Source organism: Streptomyces sp. NPDC054786 (assembly GCF_053611685.1).
The window spans coordinates 1-18,662 of sequence record NZ_JBSHAW010000063.1; the positions used below are offsets into that span (position 1 = coordinate 1).

The window sequence follows — 18,662 nt, forward strand, 5'->3', positions numbered from 1 at the left end:
TGCGTTTCCGACTCTATCAGATCCTTGCGGGCCCGATTTTCGCCGGTGCGTTTCCGCCTTTCGGCTTCTTCGCGTTTCCGACTCTACCAGACCCGGTTTCGTTTCGATTCCGGTTCCGATTTCCGTCGGAGGTTCGCCTCGGAGCAGTTATTCACTGCTGCCCTTTCGGCGTGGTTACTACTTTAGCGGTTTTCCCTGGCGACTCATAATCGAGGCGGCTGGACCGAATTTCGGCAACGCGAAATTGGACCCGTTAGGGAACCGATCGGAGTAGTTGGTTGTGCCGCCTGGCGGTCTGCGCAAATAGCGCTGCCCGTCTCCAGCGGCTCGGGCTACGTTAGGCGGTTCGCGATACAGAGTCAAGTAGCGGTGGTGGTGCGGCGTCGGGGGACGTGGGGCCGGTAGCGGCTGACGGTGGGGTCGTCTGCGATCCAGTAGCGCCAGGGGTGGTCGGCACCGGCGCCGCCGACGCCGGTGCGCGGGCCGTTGCGGACCAGTTCGGGAGCGGGCGGGCTGCCGTGCAGTACGGAGAGCGGGGCGGTGCCGCCGGTGCACAGGTCGGTGCCGTCGAGGGTGCGGTCGATGTCGAGGGCGGTGGCCAGGCGGGCCGGGCCCTGGGCCAGTTCTTTGGCGCTGCGGGCCTTGGGGCGGCGGCCGGCTGCCAGTTGCGCGCCGGTGAGGATCTCGCCGGCGCGCAGGAGGACACCGCTCGCCTTGTCCTCGGGGCCGCAGACCGTGTTGAGGCTGAACCACATCCCGTAGATGAAGTACACGTACGCATGGCCGGGCGGGCCGAACATGGTGGCGTTGCGTGCGGTGCGGCCCCGGTAGGCGTGCGAGCCGGGGTCGGTCTCGCCGTCGTACGCCTCGACCTCGGTGAGCCGGAGTTCGATCGGACCGTCGGGGGTGTTGCGGCGGAGGATGCGGCCCAGCAGGTCGGGGGCCACGTCCACAACGGGACGGTCGAAGAAGTCGTGGGTGAGCGGCATACGTTCCGGTACGTCGGTCATGCGGACCGAGAGTAGTGCAGCCGTTTGGGAGGGCGGCTGGCCATGGGGACCTCGGGGTTGGGAAGGTGTGGCCCGTGGAACCGGGTCGTACGGTTTCGCGTTCGTAGGAATCAAGCCGAGAGCTCGGCGTGCAATACACAGCACAGGCGGTTCCGCCTGGGGAGGACGAGCATGGGATTCAAGAAGCTGCTGGCGAGCCTGGGCGCCGGAGGTGCGTCCGTGGAGACGGTGCTCTTCGAGGAGAACGTCGTCCCCGGTGGGGTCGTACAGGGCGAGGTGCGGATCCAGGGCGGGTCCGTGGCCCAGGACATCCAGGGTTTGTCCGTCGGACTGCAGGCGCGCGTCGAGGTCGAGAGCGGCGACGAGGAGTACAAGCGGAACATCGAGTTCACCAAGGTGCAGGTGGGCGGTGCCTTCGCGGTGCAGCCGGGTGCGGCGCACACCGTGCCGTTCGGGCTGGAGATTCCGTGGGAGACGCCGATCACCACATTCCTGGGGACGCATCTGCACGGGATGAACGTCGGGGTGACGACGGAGCTGGCGATCGCCCGTGCGGTGGACTCCGGTGACCTCGACCCGGTGAACGTGCACCCGCTGCCGGCGCAGCAGGCGATCCTGGATGCGTTCGGGCGGCTCGGGTTCCGGTTCAAGGCCGCCGACCTGGAGCAGGGGCGCATCCGGGGGACGCGGCAGCGGCTGCCGTTCTACCAGGAGATCGAGTTCCATGCGCCGCAGCAGTACCGCGGGCTCAACCAGGTCGAGCTGTCGTTCGTGGCGGACGACCGGGAGATGGACGTCGTCCTGGAGATGGACAAGAAGCCGGGGCTGTTCAGCGAGGGGTCGGACACCTACCGGTCGTTCACGGTCGGGCTGAACGACTTCGAGGGGACCGACTGGGCGGGTTACCTCAACCAGTGGCTGGCGGAGGTCGGCGGTAAGCGGAACTGGCTCTAACCTGGCCGGACAAGGTGTCAGCAAGCGACCAGGAGGTGTTGCAGTGTCCGAGCTGAAGCGGCGGCCGCTCCCGCACGATTTCCATCCGCCGGTGCCAGAGTTCACGGTGCTGAGCGACGAGGTGGAGCCGGGCGGGACGCTGCGGCCGGAGCAGGTCTTCGCCGAGGGGAACCGTTCACCGCAGTTGCGGTGGGAGGGGGCACCCGCGGGGACGAGGAGCTACGCCGTCACCTGCTACGACCCGGACGCGCCGACGGGCAGTGGTTTTTGGCACTGGTCGCTGTTCGACATTCCGGCATCGGTGACGGAGCTGCCTGCCGGTGCCGGGTCCGGGGACATGAAGGGGCTGCCCGAGGGCGCCGTGCATGTCCGTAACGACTACGGCACCCGGGACTTCGGGGGCGCGGCGCCGCCGCCCGGGGACGGTCCGCACCGCTATGTGTTCACGGTGTACGCGGTGGACCAGGAGAAGCTCGGTCCGGATGCCGAGGCCTCGCCCGCGGTGGTGGGCTTCAACCTGCGGTTCCACACGCTCGGGCGGGCCCAGCTGATCGCCGAGTACGAGGTGCCCGCGGCGGGCTGAGCGCCGTAATTCCGTTGCGCCCCGGCGCTTCTCGCACGCAGAGTGGTTCCCGTGCCGCCGCCCCGTAAGAAGGGCGTCGGGCAGCAGGTACCGCAGTGGCGGGAGCGGCGGGGCGCAGGTGTGTCGCCCGCCTCCCCCATGTCGTAAAGGCATGGAAGGTGCCCCCATGCGGAGCCCGGACTTGTGTCGGGTGTCCTCGCCGGCTGCCGTCGCTCCGGGTCTCGCGTATTTCACGGGGGTGGGACCCGGAGCGCACTCTTTTCGCGGCCCGTGAGGCGCCGCCGATCACTCCCTTTTCATCTGCCGATCGTCCTCCATTTCCCTTGTGGCATGCGGAAATTGCGTTGTTCGGGGAATACCTGCCGCTGCACAGTGGAGCAGCTTCGCCGCGGGGGCGAAGCGGGTCCGGGAGGTGGACGGGATGCGCGAGACGCTGGTGCTGAATGCGAGCTTCGAGCCGCTGTCAACGGTGTCGCTGCGACGTGCGGTGGTGCTGGTCATGCAGGACAAGGCGGTCGTCGAGCACGCTCACCCGGGTCTGCGGATCCGTGCCGCTTCGGTGGACATACCGGTGCCGCAGGTGATCAGGCTCAGCAGGTACGTACGGGTGCCGTTCCGAAGACGGGCGCCATGGTCGCGTCGGGGTGTGCTGGTGCGTGACCAGCACCGGTGTGCGTACTGCGGGCGCCGGGCGACGACCGTGGACCATGTCGTGCCGCGGTCGCACGGCGGTGAGGACACCTGGCTGAATACCGTCGCCTCGTGTGCGGAGGACAACCACCGCAAGGCGGACCGTACGCCCGAGCAGGCGGGGATGGATCTGCTGCGGCGGCCGTTCGAGCCGACGCCGGCGGATGCGCTGCTGTCGACGCTGGGAGTGTCGGTGCGGGACGGGCTGCCGGAGTGGCTGGCGCTGCCTGCGTAGCGCGGGCCCGGCCCGCCTGCCGTCCGGGCCGTCACCCGACTCGCCTTATTTGAGGAGGAGTTGGGTGATGGCCAGCAGGCCGACGACGACGATGACGGCGCGCAGGGCGGTGGGCGGCAGGCGGCGGCCCACCTTCGCGCCGAGCTGGCCGCCGACGGTGGAGCCGAGCGCGATCAGGCCGACGGCGGCCCAGTCGAAGTGCGCGACGAAGAGGAAGAAGACCGCGGCGACGCCGTTGACGATCGCGGCGAGGACGTTCTTGAGGGCGTTGAGGCGCTGCAGGTCGTCGTGGAGCAGCAGGCCCATCAAGGAGAGGTAGAGCACCCCTTGGGCGGCGCCGAAGTAGCCGCCGTAGGCGCTGGCGAGGAGCAGCCCGACCAGCAGGGCGATGCCGCCGTCGCGGTGGGCGGTGGTGCCGGTGCGCTCGCGGCGGGCGCGGAGCGCGGCGGCCAGCTTGGGCTGGGCGATGACGAGTACGAGCGCGACCGCGATCAGAGCGGGGACGATCGTGTCGAAGGCCTTGGAGGGCAGAGCGAGAAGCAGCATCGCGCCGGCCAGACCGCCGACGAGGGCGGTGAGGCCGAAGCGGAGGATCCGGCGGCGCTGGCCGACGAGTTCGCGGCGGTAGCCGATGGCGCCACTGATGGAACCGGGCACCAGGCCAAGGGTGTTGGAGACGTTGGCCGTGACGGGTGGCAGGCCGAAGGCGAGCAGCACCGGGAAAGTGATCAGGGTGCCGGACCCGACGACGGTGTTGATCGTCCCGGCGCCGATTCCGGCGGCGAGGACAGCGACGGCTTCCCAGATGGTCACGCGGATTCCCCCCTGGTACATGATCGGTACGGTTCCGCCCGATCATGCACCAGGGGGCCGGCCGTGTCAGTCGATGGGGGGCGCTTCGCGGTTCGGCGAGCTGGGCTTGGGGATGGAGCCGCCGCCGGTCGGCGGGGCGAAGTTGCCGAGGGCGCCGCCGAGGCCCTTGAGGGCGTCGCCGATCTCGCTGGGCACGATCCAGAGCTTGTTGGCGTCGCCCTCGGCGATCTTCGGGAGCATCTGGAGGTACTGGTAGGAGAGCAGCTTCTGGTCCGGGTCCCCGGCGTGGATCGACTCGAAGACCACCCGGATCGCCTGGGCTTCGCCCTCGGCGCGCAGGGCCGCGGCCTTGGCCTCGCCTTCGGCGCGCAGGATCGAGGACTGCTTCTCACCCTCGGCGGTGAGGATCTGGGACTGCCGGACACCTTCGGCCTGGAGGATGGCGGCGCGCTTGTCACGGTCGGCGCGCATCTGCTTCTCCATCGAGTCCTGGATGGAGGTCGGCGGCTCGATGGCCTTGAGCTCGACGCGATTGACGCGGATGCCCCACTTGCCGGTGGCCTCGTCGAGGACGCCGCGCAGCGCCGCGTTGATCTCCTCGCGGGAGGTCAGGGTCCGTTCGAGGTCCATGCCGCCGATGATGTTCCGCAGGGTGGTGACGGTGAGCTGCTCGATGGCCTGGATGTAGCTGGCGACCTCGTAGGTCGCGGCACGGGCGTCGGTCACCTGGTAGTAGATGACGGTGTCGATGTTCACGACCAGGTTGTCCTGGGTGATCACCGGCTGCGGCGGGAACGGCACGACCTGTTCGCGGAGGTCGATGCGGTTGCGGATGGAGTCGATGAACGGGACGACGATGTTCAGGCCCGCGTTGAGGGTGCGGGTGTAGCGGCCGAAGCGTTCGACGATGGCGGCGCTCGCCTGCGGGATGACCTGGATCGTTTTGATGAGTGCGATGAACACGAGCACCACCAGGATGATCAGGACGATGATGATCGGTTCCACAGCGGCTCCCGTGCCCTTCGTTGCTGGTCCGTGCCGGTCGGTGACCGGCTTGCCGTTGATCAGTCTTTCAGAGTCGTGGCTCGTCGCGCAGCGTGTTCGGGTCAGATGACGACGGCGGTGGCGCCTTCGATCTCGACGACGTCGACCTGCTGGCCGGGCTCGTAGACCTGACTGCCGTCGAGGGAGCGGGCGGACCAGACCTCGCCGGCGAGCTTGATACGGCCGCCGACTCCGCCGTCGACCCGCTCCAGGACCGTGGCGGTCTTGCCCTTGAGCGCGTCGATGCCGGACGCCAGTTGGGGGCTCTGGCCGCGGTGGCGGTTGGCGAGGGGGCGTACGACGGCGATCAGCGCCACCGATACGGCGGCGAACACGAGGAATTGCAGGACGGTGCCGCCACCGAGGCCTGCAGTGACGGCACCGGCGACGGCACCGACCGCGAGCATCCCGAATTCGGGCATCGCGGTCACGACGAGAGGAATACCCAGCCCTACGGCGGCGATCAGCCACCACACCCATGGATCCACGGCTTCATGGTAGATCCGTGCGGCGGCCCGGGACAGGGCGCGATCGGTCAGCGAGGGGAAGCACGCGCTGCCGCGACGGGGATCTCCCGGACGGAGCCCCGGAGGCTCCTTGAGGGGTGGCGGTCGGACCGTCAGGTCAGGGGCAGGCCCTGCGCGGTCCAGCGGTCGTTTCCGTTGCGCTCGACGATCAGCGGGAGACCGAAGCAGTGGGAGAGGTTGCTGGAGTTCAGCTCGAGTTCGAGGGGGCCGGCGGCCAGTACCTTGCCCTGACGGATCATCAGGACGTGGGTGAAGCCCGGGGCGATCTCCTCGACATGGTGGGTGACCATGATCATCGAGGGGGCGTACGGGTCGCGGGCGAGGCGGCCGAGGCGGCGCACCAGGTCCTCGCGGCCGCCGAGGTCGAGACCGGCGGCCGGCTCGTCCAGCAGGAGCAGCTCGGGGTCGGTCATCATGGCGCGGGCGATCAGGGTGCGCTTGCGCTCGCCCTCGGAGAGGGTGCCGAACTTCCGGTCGAGGTAGGCGGTCATGCCGAGGCGGTCGAGGAAGGCGCGGGCCCGCTGCTCGTCGATGTCCTCGTAGTTCTCCTGCCAGCTGGCCGTCATGCCGTACGCGGCGGTGAGCACGGTCTGCAGGACGGTCTGGCTGCGCGGCAGCTTGTCGGCCAGCGCGATGCCGGCGATGCCGATGCGCGGGCGCAGATCGAAGACGTCGACCTTGCCGAGCTGCTCGCCGAGGATCGACGCGCTGCCGGAGGTCGGGAAGAGGTAGCTGGAGGCGACGTTCAGCAGGGTGGTCTTGCCGGCGCCGTTGGGGCCGAGGATCACCCAGCGCTCACCCTCCTTCACCGACCAGGAGACCTGGTCCACCAGAGCCCGTCCCTCGCGGACCACGGATACGTCCACCAGCTCCAGCACATCGCTCATGAGCGCGTTGTCTCCCATTGCTTCTCGGTCGTCGCGTACACCTGTAGGCGCAGCCCCCTGCAAACCTACGCCACTCAATGTCAGTGCTCTTCCCTAGGCTGGGGAGCATGCTCGATGAACCACGTTCAGGACGGCTTGCGGCATGGGGAAATGCCCTTTTGGCCGGACTTGTCTCACCTGATGAAGCCGCGCATCGGATCGCGGACGACGATGCGGTGCACCGCGTGGAGGGCCTGCCCGGGGAGGAGGCGCAGGTCGGGCTGACGCTCGCGCTGGGGCGGCTGCGGACGCTGGGGGCGACCGGCCTGCGGGTGGCCCTGCCGGTGCCCGGACATCCGCTGGGGCTGTGCGGACCGCCGGAATTCAACGCGCGGGCGCTGGAGGCCGAGGAGGCGGTGCTCGCCTCGGGGGCCGGACTGGGGCTGATTCCGGAAAGGTACGAGGCCGGGCCGGAGGGTGGTGCCGGGCCCGATGTGCATGTGGAGGTGGTCTGGCGCTGTCTGCCGGTACGGGACGCGCCGCCGGCCGACGTGCCGTCGCTGGGCGAGGCCGAGCGGGAGCTGGCGGAGGCGCTGCGGGACGCGACCGAGCTGCTCTCGAAGCTGGATGTGGCCGGGGCCGGCCCGGTGGCGCAGGCGGCGCTGGAGGCGTACCGGGCGCGGGCCGAGGCCGGCCGGCAGGTGCTGGCTCCCGGGTACCCGCCGCGTGCGGTGCGGGTATTGGAGCTGGCGCAGCGCGTCGGTGCGCTCATCGATATCGCGCAACAGGCCGGCGGGGACGGCAGGGAGCACGGTGCGGCGGTGAGTTCGTCCGAGATCGCGGCCCGCGCCGAGGCGCTGCGGCCGGTGGAGCGTACGGCCCGGCGGGCGCAGGTGGCGGCGTACAACTCCGCGGTGGAGGAGAGGGAGCGGCACCGGGGGTGAACGGAGCAGGCCCCGCCGGACCATTGTGTGGTCGACGGGGCCCTCGCCGAACGGGGCCGGACAGCTCTGGGCAGGCAAGCTGTTCAGCCCGGCTCGGACAACCTCAGTTGTTCGCGGTGAAGTTGCCGAAGGCGGGGTTGAGCGCACCGATGACGGTGGCGGTGTTGCCGGTGGCGTTCACGGGCACGTGCACGGGGACCTGGGCGAGGTTGCCCGAGCCGATGCCGGGGGAAAGCGTGGCCGTGCCGTCGGCCTGCGCGCCACTGGTCGCGAAGGCGGATCCAGTAGCCGCACCGAGGGCGATCCCGGTGGCGGCGAGGACGAGGGCGGCCTTCTTGGCGGTGTTCATGGGGGCGTGTTCCTCACGTGGTGGCACAGAGCCGGAAACCGGAAAGACGATGGCGGAGGGAGGGGGACCGGCCGCGCGTCGAAGGGGTGACGGGGCCGGTCGGGGCCGACCCGCGCGGACCATGGCGTCGCGCGGGTCAGACGGGGTCCTGCGGGCGGCCTGCGCTCAGAAGTTGACGCAGGGGTTGCCGAAGGTGGGGTTGAGCGCGCCGATGGCGGTGACGGTGAGGCCGCAGGCGTTCACGGGGACGTGCACCGGGGCCTGGATGACATTGCCGGAGACGATGCCCGGAGAGTGCACCGCGCCGCCCTGCGCCTGCGGGGAGTGGGCGGAGGCGACACCGGCGCCCGCAAGGGCGAGACCGCTCGCCACCATGGTGAGGACCGCTGCGCGCTTGATGTTCTTCACTTCTGTAGCTCCTCGTTGCCGTTGCCGTGGCCAGCCGCCACGACTGCACTGGACAACGGCAGGGACCGGGAAGGGATACGCCGAATGGGCTACAGCTACACGACAGTATGAATCTCGGATCTGAAGACGACGTTCCGGTTGCGTCATCGCCGTACGGGGCACCGTGGTACACCGGCGCTCCCGTACGGGCGATCAGGCCCCGATGCCGTGCCGTACGGCCCACAGCGCGGCCTGTGTCCGGTCGGCGAGGTCGAGCTTCATGAGGATGTTGGAGACATGGGTCTTGACGGTCTTCTCGGACAGCACCAGCGCACGGGCGATCTCGCGGTTGGAGCGGCCGTCCGCGATCAGGCCGAGCACCTCGCGCTCGCGGTCGGTGAGGGAAGTCCCGCGCCCCTGGCCGCTGTTGTTCTCTTCCTGGGTGAGCAGTGCGCCGGCCACCTCGGGCTGCAGCAGGACATGGCCCGCGTGGACGGAGCGGATGGCGCCGGCCAGCGCCTCCGGGTCGATGTCCTTGTAGACATAGCCGGCCGCGCCCGCGCGCAGCGCCGGGACGACGGTGCGCTGTTCGGTGAAACTGGTGACCACCAGCACCCGCGCGGGGTTGTCCAGTTCGCGCAGCCTGCGGAGCGCCTCGATGCCGTCCATGCCGGGCATCTTGACGTCCATCAGGACGACGTCCGGGCGCAGCTCCTCGGCGGCGGCGATGCCCTCGGCGCCGTCGGAGGCCTCACCCACCACCTCGATGTCGTCCTGGACCTCAAGGAATGTCCGCAGCCCACGGCGCACGACCTGGTGGTCGTCGACGAGCAACACGCGGATCGCCAGTCCGCCGCCGGACGTCCGCAGCCCGGAGCCCGCCCCTGCTTCGTCCCGGGGGATCCCCATCGCACCGTCCCTGTCCTTGTCAGCCACCGGGCACCTCCATCTCGACAGTGGTGCCCTTACCGGGCTCCGATTCCACGGTGAGCTGCCCGCCGACGCCGCTGGCGCGGTCACGCATGGAGACCAGGCCCAGGTGGCGGCCGGCCCGGCGGACCGTGCCGGGGTCGAAACCACAGCCGTCGTCGGCGACCCGCAGCAGCGCGCCCTGGCCGTTGCGGGTGAGGGTCACCTCGACATGGCCGGCGCCGGAGTGCCGCAGGGCGTTGTGCAGCGCCTCCTGGGCGACCCGGAGCATCGCCTCCTCCTGGGCGGCGGGCAGCGCCCGGACGCAGTGGGCCGCGAAGGTGACGCGCGCGGAGTGGGCCCGGTCCAGGACCTGGGCCTGGGAGCGCAGGGTGGCGGCCAGGCCGTCCTCGTCCAGGGCGGCGGGCCGCAGTTCGACGACGGCGGCCCGCAGTTCGTCGGCGGCCTCCGCGGCCAGCGCGGCGACCTGGTGCAGCTCGTCCTTGGCGCGCTCCGGGTCACGGTCGACCAGGGCGGTGGCGGCCTGGGCGGTGAGGCGGAGCGAGAAGAGCTTCTGGGCGACCGCGTCGTGCAGCTCGTGGGCGATCCGGGCGCGCTCCCCGGCAATGGTCAGCTCGCGGCTGCGCTCGTAGAGGCGGGCGTTGGTCAGCGCGATGGCGGCGTGCTGGGCGAGTATCCCGAGCAGCCGCTCGTCCTCCTCGGTGAAGCGGCAGCCGCCCCCGTGGGACGGAGGGGGCTCGGGGCAGCGCTTGTTGGCCAGGAAGAGGGCGCCGAGGATCTCGTCGCCGTCGGCGACCGGCAGGCCGAGGAAGTCGGACATGTCCGGGTGCGCCGCCGGCCAGCCGCCGAAGCGCGGGTCCGCACGGACGTCGGCGAGCCGCTCGGGGGTGGCGTGGTGCAGCATCGCGGCGAGGATGCCGTGCTGGCGGGGCAGCGGGCCGATGGCCTTCCACTGCTCGGCGCTGACGCCGTCCACCACGAACTGGGCGAAGCCGCCGTGGTCGTCGGGCACACCCAGGGCGGCGTACTCGGCGTCCAGCAGCTCGCGGGCCGAGGCCACGATCGTCTTGAGGACGTCGCGCACCTCCAGATGCCTGCTCATCGCCAGGATCGCGGTGCTCACCGCGGGGATCCCGGCTCCCGGTCCGTTGGTCATGGCATCACCGTACCGGCGGGGCGACCAGGCCGTATCGGTCCGATGACGGCCGCCGCCTACGCCCACCGGCCTAGGCCGAATGCCCTGGCCATGGCCGGTCCGGCGCCCGACGTCCGCGGGGCGGCGGCGTTCCTACGGTGAGGGCGAGGCCGGGATCCCGGCCCGGACCGGGAAGGGGACGTGATCATGCCGGTGGCGATCATCACGGGGGCATCGAAGGGGCTGGGCCGGGCGCTTGCCGCAGCGCTGGCCGTACGGGGCTGGGATCTGGTCGTGGACGCCAGGTCGGCCGGGCCGCTGGCGGACGCGGCGCGGGAGCTGCGCGGGACGGGGGTGCGGGTGGTCGCGCTGCCCGGGGATGTGACGGACGGCGGGCACCGGGCGGCGCTGGTGGCCGCGGCCGGTGGGCTGGGCGGGCTCGATCTGCTGGTGAACAACGCGAGCGCGTTGGGGGCCGAGCCGCTGGTGCGGCTGGCGGACCATCCGCTGGACGGGCTGCGGGCGGCGCTGGAGGTGAATGTGGTGGCACCTCTCGGACTTATCCAGGAGGCTTTGCCGCTCTTGCGTACTTCCTCCTACCTGCCCTCGTATGAGGAAGAAACCCCTTATATAGGGAACGCTCCTTTTATAGGGGATGCCGGAAATGGCAAGGCGTACGATTCACGCCCTTACATCGATAATGCCCGAAATGCCGGATCGTCCGATTCGCCCCCTTATGAAGGGATAGATTCTGTAGCCATCGGGGCGAATAGGACAAACGTCACGGCGGGTGGGGCAGTGCTCAACATCAGCTCGGACGCGGCCGTCGAGGCGTACCCGACCTGGGGCGGCTACGGGGCGGCGAAGGCGGCGCTGGACCAGCAGTCGGCGGTGCTCGCGGTGGAGGAGCCGGGGCTGCGGGTGTGGTGGGTGGACCCGGGCGACATGCGGACCGGTCTGTACGCGGCCGCCGTACCGGACGAGGACGCCGCCGGCCGGCCGCTGCCCGCGACGGTGGTCCCCGGGCTGCTGCGCCTGCTGGACGGCAAGGCCCTCAGCGGGCGGTACCACGCGGCGGCCGGGGCGGCCGCCGCCGACGGGGCGGGCCCGCGGTGATCGCGGAGGCGCTGCAGGTCCCGGAGGAGCTGTCGGCCGGTGTTCCGGCCGAGCAGCGGGGGCCGGGCCTGGGCCGGGATGCCGTACGGCTGATGGTGAGCCGGGGCGCGGCCGAGGTCGGCCATCACGTCTTCGGCGAGCTGCCGGATCTGCTGACGGCCGGGGATGTGCTGGTGGTGAACACCTCGCGGACGCTGCCGGCGGCGGTGGACGGCCGGGTCGGGGACGGCCGGGGGCGCGGCGAGCCGGTGGTGGTGCACTTCTCGACGCGGGCGGACCGGTGGCATCCGGCGGGACGGCCGGCGGACGGCTGCTGGGCCGTGGAGCTGCGGAGTCCGGACGGCCGGGGCAGCACCCGGCCCCGGGCGGGCGGCCCGGCCGGCACGGTGGTCCGGCTGCCCGGCGGGGCGCGGCTGCTGCTGGAGGCCCCGCTGGATCCCGGGAGCGCGCGGCTGTGGTGGGCGCGGGTGGCGGGCGCGGAGGTGCCCGAGCTGATGCGGCGCCACGGGCGGCCGATCCGCTACGGCTACACGGACCGGGATCAGCCGCTGGCCGCGTACCAGACGGTGTTCGCGGTGGACTCCCCCGGCGCCGGCAGCGCGGAGATGCCGAGTGCCGCCCGGCCCTTCACCGCCGCACTCGTGGCGCGGCTGGTCAGCAGGGGCGTGCAGTTCGCGCCGGTCTCGCTGCATACGGGGGTCGCCTCGGCGGAGGCGTTCGAGCCGCCGTATGCGGAGCGGTTCATGGTGCCGCCGGCCACGGCATGGCTGGTGAACGCCGCGCGGGCCCGGCGCAGAGCGGCGGCACGGCGGCACCGTCCGTCGCGGGGCGCCCCGGCCGGGCGGATCGTGGCGGTGGGGACCACGGCCGTACGGGCCCTGGAGTCGGCGACCGGCAGGGACGGGCGGGTGCGGGCCGCGGCCGGCTGGACGGAACTCGTGGTGACGCCGGAGCGCGGGGTGCGGGCGGTGGACGGCCTGCTCACCGGGCTGCACGAGCCCACCGCCTCCCATCTGCTGATGCTGGAGGCGGTGGCGGACGGGGAGGTGCTGGGGCGCGCCTACGCGGCGGCGGTGCAGCGGCGCTATCTGTGGCATGAATTCGGCGATCTGCATCTCGTGCTGCCGGACTGAGGTCCGGACCGGGTCCGGGGCCGGAGCCGGACCTCAGTCCGGCAGCACGGTCCCGGACCCCGTCCGGGACACGGTGGGTGCCGCACTCGGCGAGGCGCTGGACGCCCGCCCGGTGCGGTTCCGCCGGGAAGACCTGGAGCCGCCGCCAGGAGGGCCTGGAGCGGGCGCCGGCGTGAAGGCGCGCGGTGATTCCGGTAGGACCCTCGGGTCCCGGAATGCGAAGTGCCTGAGGTGATCCCGCGAGTCGCGCTATCGACGCTTGGTGGAGTTCCGACGCATACGGACTGTGCATTTGCAATTACGTCCGGCGAGACAAACTTCTTCTCAGTGTGACGCCGCGCATAGGACGCAGGTCACTTACGAGCCGGGTTAGTGGACCCCCCAATACTGCGTGAGCTGGGAAAGTCCTATTCGGGATGCAATATCCAGCACCCTGGTTCCACTAACCCGGATCGTATGTCGCACCTTTGCCGGGGGAATTTCCTGCCGCTAAGAATGGCTCTCGTCGCTCGGCGCCGTGATCGGAACTACGGCGTTCGCCACCGCTCTGGGCCCGTGCGGCGTCCCCCCATCGGAAGGTCCGTCCCGCCATGCCTAAGCACGCCAATTCTGGTCTCCACCGCCTGACCCGGACGCACAAGCTCTCCGTCGCCGGTGTCGCCGCAGCCGGTGCCGCAGCTCTGGTCTTCACCGCCGTTCCGGGTGCCGACGCCGATCAGGGCAAGACCCAGGCCGCCGCTGTCGAGAACGTGAAGCCGGTCGCCTTCAGCGCGGTCGGTACCGCCGCCCAGGCCCAGCAGGCGACGATCGCCAAGCAGGCCGACAACTCCGCCGCCCAGGGCAAGGCCGAGGCCGCCGCCAAGAAGGTCGCGGTCGAGAAGGCCGCCAGGGCGAAGGCCGCCGCCGTAGCGAAGGCCAAGGCCGAGAAGGCGCGCGCGGTGAAGGCTGCCGCGGACCGGTCCGCGGTGCGCGCCGCGGTCCCCGCCGCCGCGAAGCCGGCCGTGAAGCCGGTCGCCGCGAAGCCCGTCGCGAAGCCCGTCGCGAAGCCGGTCGCCAAGCCGGTCGCCAAGCCGGTGGCGAAGACCTACCCGGACAACCTGGACGGCTGGATCCGCGAGTCGCTGCACATCATGGCCAAGAAGGGCATCCCCGGCTCTTACAACGGGATCCACCGCAACATCATGCGCGAGTCCAGCGGTAACCCGATGGCCATCAACAACTGGGACATCAACGCCATCAACGGCGTCCCGTCCAAGGGCCTGCTCCAGGTGATCGCCCCGACCTTCAAGGCGTACCACGTCGAAGGCACCTCCTGGAACGTCTACGACCCGGTCGCCAACATCACCGCCGCCTGCAACTACGCGGCCGACAAGTACGGCTCGATGGACAACGTCAACTCGGCGTACTGAGCCGCCGGTTCGGACCGTCCGCAGTCGCACACCGCCGAGGGGCGGCACCCGGTCCCGGGTGCCGCCCCTCGGGCGTGCGCTGCGGTGCGGTGCGTGCGCTACTTCCGCATGACCTCGGGCTCGTGGCGGCGCAGCAGTCGTGCGACGACGAAGGCGAGCGAGACACCCAGGGCGATCAGAATGATCATGTCCATCACATAGACGCCCGTCTGGTGCTTCCACAGCGGGTCCGGGTTGCCCGGCTCCCACGGCAGGAGCGTGTTCATATCGGCGGTCGCGCCCATCGCGGCGACGGCCCAGCGCGACGGCATCAGCCAGGCGAACTGTGCGACGCCCACGGTGTCGAAGAGCTGGAAGAGCACGCCGGTGAAGACGACCTGGACGATGGCGAACATGACCAGCAGCGGCATGGTCTTCTCGGCCGTCTTGACCAACGAGGAGATGACCAGGCCGAACATCATCGAGGTGAAGCCGAGCGCGATGATCGCCAGCGCCATCTCGATCGCCGGGGCCTTCGCCACGACGAGGCCCTCGGTGGGCATGTTCCGGGTGGAGAAACCGATCACCGCGATGATCACGCCCTGAATGGCCGTGACCACGCCGAGCACGATCACCTTGGACATCAGATACGCCGACCGCGACAGGCCGGTGGCCCGTTCGCGCTCGTAGATGACCCGCTCCTTGATGAGCTCACGGACCGAGTTGGCGGCACCCGAGAAGCACATGCCGACCGCGAGGATCAGCATGATCGTGCTGGCGTCGCGGTTGGTGCGGCCCTTGGCTATCGGGCCGTAGCCGAGGCCGTAATCGCTGGGGATCAGCATCGAGACCACACCGAGCACCGCGGGCAGAATCACCATCAGGCCCAGGAAACCCCGGTCGGAGGCGAGCACCGAGACATAGCGGCGCATCAGCGTCCACAGCTGTGAGCCCCAGCTCTGGGACTTGTGTATCCGGGCCTGCGGCACCTGGACATTGACCGACTGCGGGGCGACGGCGTCGATGTCCGCGGCGTACATCTGGTAGTGCGGGGAGCCGCGCCAGCGCCCCATCCAGTCGTAGTCGCGGTAGTTCTCGAACGCCGAGAAGACGTCCGCCCAGGTGTCGTACTGGAAGAAGTTGAGCGCTTCCTCGGGCGGGCCGAAGTAGGCCACGCCGCCGCCCGGGGCCATCACCAGCAGCTTGTCGCACAGCGCGAGTTCGGCCACCGAGTGCGTGACGACCAGGACCGTACGGCCGTCGTCCGCGAGGCCGCGCAGCAGCTGCATGACGTCGCGGTCCATGCCCGGGTCGAGACCGGAGGTCGGCTCGTCCAGGAAGATCAGCGACGGCTTGGTGAGCAGCTCCAGCGCCACCGACACCCGCTTGCGCTGGCCGCCGGAGAGCGAGGTGACCTTCTTGTCCTTGTGGATGTCGAGCTTGAGCTCGCGCAGCACCTCGTCGATCCGGGCCTCGCGCTCGGACTCCGCGGTGTCACCGGGGAAGCGGAGCTTGGCCGCGTACTTGAGCGCCTTCTGGACGGTCAGCTCCTTGTGCAGGATGTCGTCCTGCGGGACCAGGCCGATGCGCTGGCGCAGTTCGGCGAACTGCTTGTAGAGGTTCCGGTTGTCGTAGAGGACATCGCCCTGGTTGGCGGGGCGGTAGCCGGTCAGCGCCTTGAGCAGCGTCGACTTACCGGAGCCGGAGGGGCCGATGACCGCGACCAGCGACTTCTCGGGGACGCCGAAGGAGACGTCCTTGAGGATCTGCTTGCCGCCGTCGACGGTGACCGTGAGATGGCGGGCCGAGAAGGAGACCTCGCCGGTGTCGACGAACTCCTCCAGGCGGTCGCCGACCAGCCGGAAGGTGGAGTGACCGACACCGATGATGTCGTTCGGGCCGACCGGCGCCTTGCCGGACTTGGGGACCGGCTGGCCGTTGATGTACGTGCCGTTGTGACTGCCGAGGTCGTGGATCTCGAAACGGCCGTCGGGGGTGGCACGGAACTCGGCGTGGTGGCGGGAGACCTGGAGGTCGGAGACGACCAGCTCGTTCTCCAGCGCACGGCCGATGCGCATCACCCGGCCGGTGTCGAGGCGGTGGAACGTGGTCGGGCTGCGGTCGCCGTGGACCGGCGTGCCGTCCGCCTGCTGGGCGGGGCGCTGCTCGGGCTGCCGGGCCTGCTGCGGGGGCACGGCCTGCGGAGGCTGCTGGGCCTGCGGAGGCTGGGCCTGCTGTGGCGGGACGTACGGCGGCTGCTGGGCTTGCGGCGGGGCCTGCCAGCCCTGCTGGGCGGGCGGCTGGTGCGCGGGCGGCGCCTGCCACCCCTGCGCGGCCTGCTGCTGCGGCGCCATGGCGGGCTGCGCGCTGAAGGCGTCGGCGGCCGGCGCCCCGGCGGACAGGGTCACCCGGGGGCCGTCGGTGGCGTTGCCCAGATGCACGGTCGAGCCGGGGCCGATCTCCACCTGGTGGATCCGCTGGCCCTGGACGTACGTGCCGTTGGTACTCCCCTGGTCTTCGATGATCCAGCCGCGACCGGCCCAGCGCACGGTGGCGTGCCGCCAGGAGACCCTGGCGTCGTCGAGCACCATGTCGCCCTGCGGATCACGGCCCACGTTGTAGGACCGGGACGGATCGAGCGTCCAGGTCCTTCCGTTCAATTCGAGTACGAGTTCAGGCACTCCATGCCCCATTACATAGTCCCCCGAGTGACGCCCTGTATGGGAAGTCTAGGGATGGCGAACATCGTGAGGAACTATTTCAGGCTCGGCCCTCCGACCGGAAACCGGGACGGGACCGGGGTGCAAGAGGCCTGCCCCGGCGCCCGTCAAACTCCCCCGGAGCACGGAAAGAACCCATGGATGGGCAAGGATCACCGGATTACGGGTGTACCGGGCGGACCGGGTTCCGGCGGGAGCGGCACGGCCCGCCGACGACGTCGTGCAGGTCCGCGTCCGAGGCCGCATGATGGGATGAAGCGGACAAATACCTGACCGGTAGCGCGGTCCGCCGTGGTTGCGTTCCGTCATCATGCCGAACCCGTCGCCCCGGCAAGGGGGTTGGCGCACCGGAGCAGATGCCCTGGTCGGGCGGTGCGAGGCGCGCCGGACACGACTCCATAACGATCGACGGGGGCGCCGGGGGCCCGAAGCGAAGGGCTCCGGCGCGGCGGAACGGGGCCGCGCCGGTCCGAACCCCGGACACCCGTACGGACGCGAGCGCCCGGCGGTTACCGTAAGGGCACCATGAGCGCATCGCAGATCCCGCCTGCCACCGCCGTACCGGGCGATGACGTACCGACCCTCCTCGTGAAGATCTTCGGGAAGGACCGGCCCGGCATCACCGCAGGTCTCTTCGACACCCTCGCTGCCTACTCCGTCGATGTCGTGGACATCGAACAGATGGTGACCCGGGGACGCATCACCCTGTGCGCACTGGTCACCGCCCCCTCCCCCGCCGAGGGCTCCACCGGCTCCTCCGAGGGTGACCTGCGGGCCACCGTGCACAGCTGGGCCGAGTCGCTGAACCTCCAGGCGGAGATCATCTCCGGCCGCGGTGACAACCGTCCGCGCGGCACCGGACGTTCGCATGTCACCGTGCTGGGACATCCGCTCACCGCGGAGACCGCCGCCGCGATCGCCGCCGCCATAACCGGCACCGGCGGCAACATCGACCGCATCTTCCGGCTCGCCAAGTATCCGGTGACCGCCGTCGAGTTCGCGGTTTCCGGTGCGGCGACCGACGCACTGCGCAGCGTGCTGGCCCCCGAGGCCGCACGGCTCGGGGTGGATGTCGCGGTGGTGGCGGCCGGGCTGCAGCGCCGGGCGCAGCGGCTGGTCGTCATGGATGTCGACTCGACGCTCATCCAGGACGAGGTCATCGAGCTGTTCGCGGCGCACGCCGGCTGTGAGGCCGAGGTCGCCGAGGTCACCGCCGCCGCGATGCGCGGGGAGCTGGACTTCGAGCAGTCGCTGCACGCCCGGGTCGAGCTGCTCGGCGGGCTCGACGCCTCCGTGGTCGAGGCCGTACGCAAGGAGGTACGGCTCACCCCCGGGGCCCGCACCCTGGTACGGACCCTCAAGCGGCTCGGCTATCAAGTCGGTGTCGTATCCGGCGGTTTCACGCAGGTCACCGACGCGCTCCAGGAGGAGCTGGGGCTGGACTTCGCCTCGGCCAACACCCTGGAGATCGTCGACGGGAAGCTCACCGGCCGGGTCACCGGCGACATCGTGGACCGGGCCGGCAAGGCGCGGCTGCTGCGGGAGTTCGCGCAGCAGGCCGGGGTGCCGCTCGCGCAGACCGTGGCGATCGGGGACGGTGCCAACGACCTCGACATGCTCAACACGGCCGGGCTCGGTGTCGCTTTCAACGCCAAGCCGGTGGTGCGGGAGGCCGCGCACACCGCGGTGAATGTGCCGTTCCTGGACACCGTGCTGTATCTGCTGGGCATCACCCGCGAAGAGGTCGAGGCGGCGGACACCCACGTCGGATGAGCCGCCCGGCCGGCTCAGGCCCGGCCGCGGCACGCAGAACCGCCCGACGGAGCACCGCCCGGCGC

General features: G+C 70.6%; 18 protein-coding genes. 8 read left to right on the top strand and 10 right to left on the bottom strand.

All coding sequences use genetic code 11. The features are described from left to right. Positions 1–359: 359 nt before the first annotated feature. Positions 360–1,010: a DNA-3-methyladenine glycosylase gene (locus ACWGI6_RS35195; protein WP_453271271.1), complete on the bottom strand. Its 651-nt coding sequence runs from the start codon at positions 1,008–1,010 to the stop codon at positions 360–362. A gap of 171 nt (positions 1,011–1,181) precedes the next feature. Here ACWGI6_RS35195 and ACWGI6_RS35200 point away from each other — a divergent pair, with 171 nt between their 5' ends. The 3 genes from ACWGI6_RS35200 (at position 1,182) to ACWGI6_RS35210 (ending at position 3,472) form a co-directional block, all read left to right on the top strand. After that, positions 1,182–1,964: a sporulation protein gene (locus tag ACWGI6_RS35200; RefSeq protein ID WP_453271272.1), complete on the top strand. Its 783-nt coding sequence runs from the start codon at positions 1,182–1,184 to the stop codon at positions 1,962–1,964. A 43-nt stretch (positions 1,965–2,007) separates the two neighbouring features. After that, positions 2,008–2,547: a YbhB/YbcL family Raf kinase inhibitor-like protein gene (locus ACWGI6_RS35205; RefSeq protein WP_453271273.1), complete on the top strand. Its 540-nt coding sequence runs from the start codon at positions 2,008–2,010 to the stop codon at positions 2,545–2,547. Between the two features lie 421 nt (positions 2,548–2,968). Continuing rightward, on the top strand, positions 2,969–3,472 hold the full coding sequence (locus ACWGI6_RS35210; protein ID WP_393910406.1) for an HNH endonuclease: 504 nt from the start codon (positions 2,969–2,971) through the stop codon (positions 3,470–3,472). A 45-nt stretch (positions 3,473–3,517) separates the two neighbouring features. Here the strand turns inward: ACWGI6_RS35210 and ACWGI6_RS35215 are convergent, their stop codons facing one another. From ACWGI6_RS35215 to ACWGI6_RS35230, 4 genes are all read right to left on the bottom strand, one after another. After that, positions 3,518–4,285 (bottom strand): sulfite exporter TauE/SafE family protein, encoded by a 768-nt coding sequence (locus tag ACWGI6_RS35215; protein ID WP_453271274.1) that lies wholly within the window; start codon positions 4,283–4,285, stop codon positions 3,518–3,520. A 66-nt stretch (positions 4,286–4,351) separates the two neighbouring features. Next, on the bottom strand, positions 4,352–5,290 hold the full coding sequence (locus ACWGI6_RS35220; protein WP_393910408.1) for an SPFH domain-containing protein: 939 nt from the start codon (positions 5,288–5,290) through the stop codon (positions 4,352–4,354). A 101-nt stretch (positions 5,291–5,391) separates the two neighbouring features. Continuing rightward, complete coding sequence (locus ACWGI6_RS35225) at positions 5,392–5,805, bottom strand: NfeD family protein (RefSeq protein ID WP_393910436.1); 414 nt, start codon at positions 5,803–5,805, stop codon at positions 5,392–5,394. A 143-nt stretch (positions 5,806–5,948) separates the two neighbouring features. Then, positions 5,949–6,761, bottom strand: a complete 813-nt coding sequence (locus ACWGI6_RS35230; protein WP_393910409.1) for an ABC transporter ATP-binding protein — start codon at positions 6,759–6,761, stop codon at positions 5,949–5,951. Positions 6,762–6,850: 89 nt separating this feature from the next. Between ACWGI6_RS35230 and ACWGI6_RS35235 the strand changes: the two genes are divergently transcribed. Beyond that, complete coding sequence (locus ACWGI6_RS35235) at positions 6,851–7,666, top strand: hypothetical protein (RefSeq protein WP_393910410.1); 816 nt, start codon at positions 6,851–6,853, stop codon at positions 7,664–7,666. Positions 7,667–7,769: 103 nt separating this feature from the next. On the opposite strand, the gene ACWGI6_RS35240 is transcribed toward ACWGI6_RS35235, so the two are convergent. The 4 genes from ACWGI6_RS35240 to ACWGI6_RS35255 all read right to left on the bottom strand — a co-directional run bounded on the left by ACWGI6_RS35240 (position 7,770) and on the right by ACWGI6_RS35255 (position 10,488). Next, positions 7,770–8,015, bottom strand: a complete 246-nt coding sequence (locus ACWGI6_RS35240; protein WP_393910411.1) for a chaplin — start codon at positions 8,013–8,015, stop codon at positions 7,770–7,772. Between the two features lie 165 nt (positions 8,016–8,180). Next, positions 8,181–8,423, bottom strand: a complete 243-nt coding sequence (locus ACWGI6_RS35245; protein WP_453271275.1) for a chaplin — start codon at positions 8,421–8,423, stop codon at positions 8,181–8,183. A gap of 192 nt (positions 8,424–8,615) precedes the next feature. After that, positions 8,616–9,311, bottom strand: coding sequence for a response regulator (locus tag ACWGI6_RS35250; RefSeq protein ID WP_453271295.1), 696 nt, complete (start codon positions 9,309–9,311; stop codon positions 8,616–8,618). 19 nt (positions 9,312–9,330) lie between these two features. Continuing rightward, complete coding sequence (locus tag ACWGI6_RS35255) at positions 9,331–10,488, bottom strand: GAF domain-containing sensor histidine kinase (RefSeq protein ID WP_453271276.1); 1,158 nt, start codon at positions 10,486–10,488, stop codon at positions 9,331–9,333. 180 nt (positions 10,489–10,668) lie between these two features. Between ACWGI6_RS35255 and ACWGI6_RS35260 the strand changes: the two genes are divergently transcribed. The 3 genes from ACWGI6_RS35260 (at position 10,669) to ACWGI6_RS35270 (ending at position 14,125) form a co-directional block, all read left to right on the top strand. Next, entirely contained in the window at positions 10,669–11,583 is a 915-nt protein-coding gene (locus ACWGI6_RS35260) for an SDR family NAD(P)-dependent oxidoreductase (protein WP_453271277.1), read from the top strand. Next, complete coding sequence (locus tag ACWGI6_RS35265; protein ID WP_453271296.1) at positions 11,583–12,716, top strand: S-adenosylmethionine:tRNA ribosyltransferase-isomerase; 1,134 nt, start codon at positions 11,583–11,585, stop codon at positions 12,714–12,716. The genes ACWGI6_RS35260 and ACWGI6_RS35265 overlap by 1 nt, the downstream gene beginning before the upstream one ends. Before the next feature lie 590 nt (positions 12,717–13,306). Continuing rightward, the gene (locus ACWGI6_RS35270) at positions 13,307–14,125 is read left to right on the top strand and encodes a transglycosylase SLT domain-containing protein (RefSeq protein ID WP_453271278.1); all 819 of its coding nucleotides are present in this window, start codon (positions 13,307–13,309) and stop codon (positions 14,123–14,125) included. 98 nt (positions 14,126–14,223) lie between these two features. On the opposite strand, the gene ACWGI6_RS35275 is transcribed toward ACWGI6_RS35270, so the two are convergent. Beyond that, complete coding sequence (locus ACWGI6_RS35275) at positions 14,224–16,797, bottom strand: FHA domain-containing protein (RefSeq protein ID WP_453271279.1); 2,574 nt, start codon at positions 16,795–16,797, stop codon at positions 14,224–14,226. Between the two features lie 552 nt (positions 16,798–17,349). Here ACWGI6_RS35275 and serB point away from each other — a divergent pair. Then, positions 17,350–18,597 carry a phosphoserine phosphatase SerB gene (gene serB, locus ACWGI6_RS35280; RefSeq protein WP_453271280.1) on the top strand — a complete coding sequence of 416 codons (1,248 nt, stop codon included), beginning with the start codon at positions 17,350–17,352 and terminating at the stop codon, positions 18,595–18,597. Positions 18,598–18,662 lie beyond the last annotated feature (65 nt).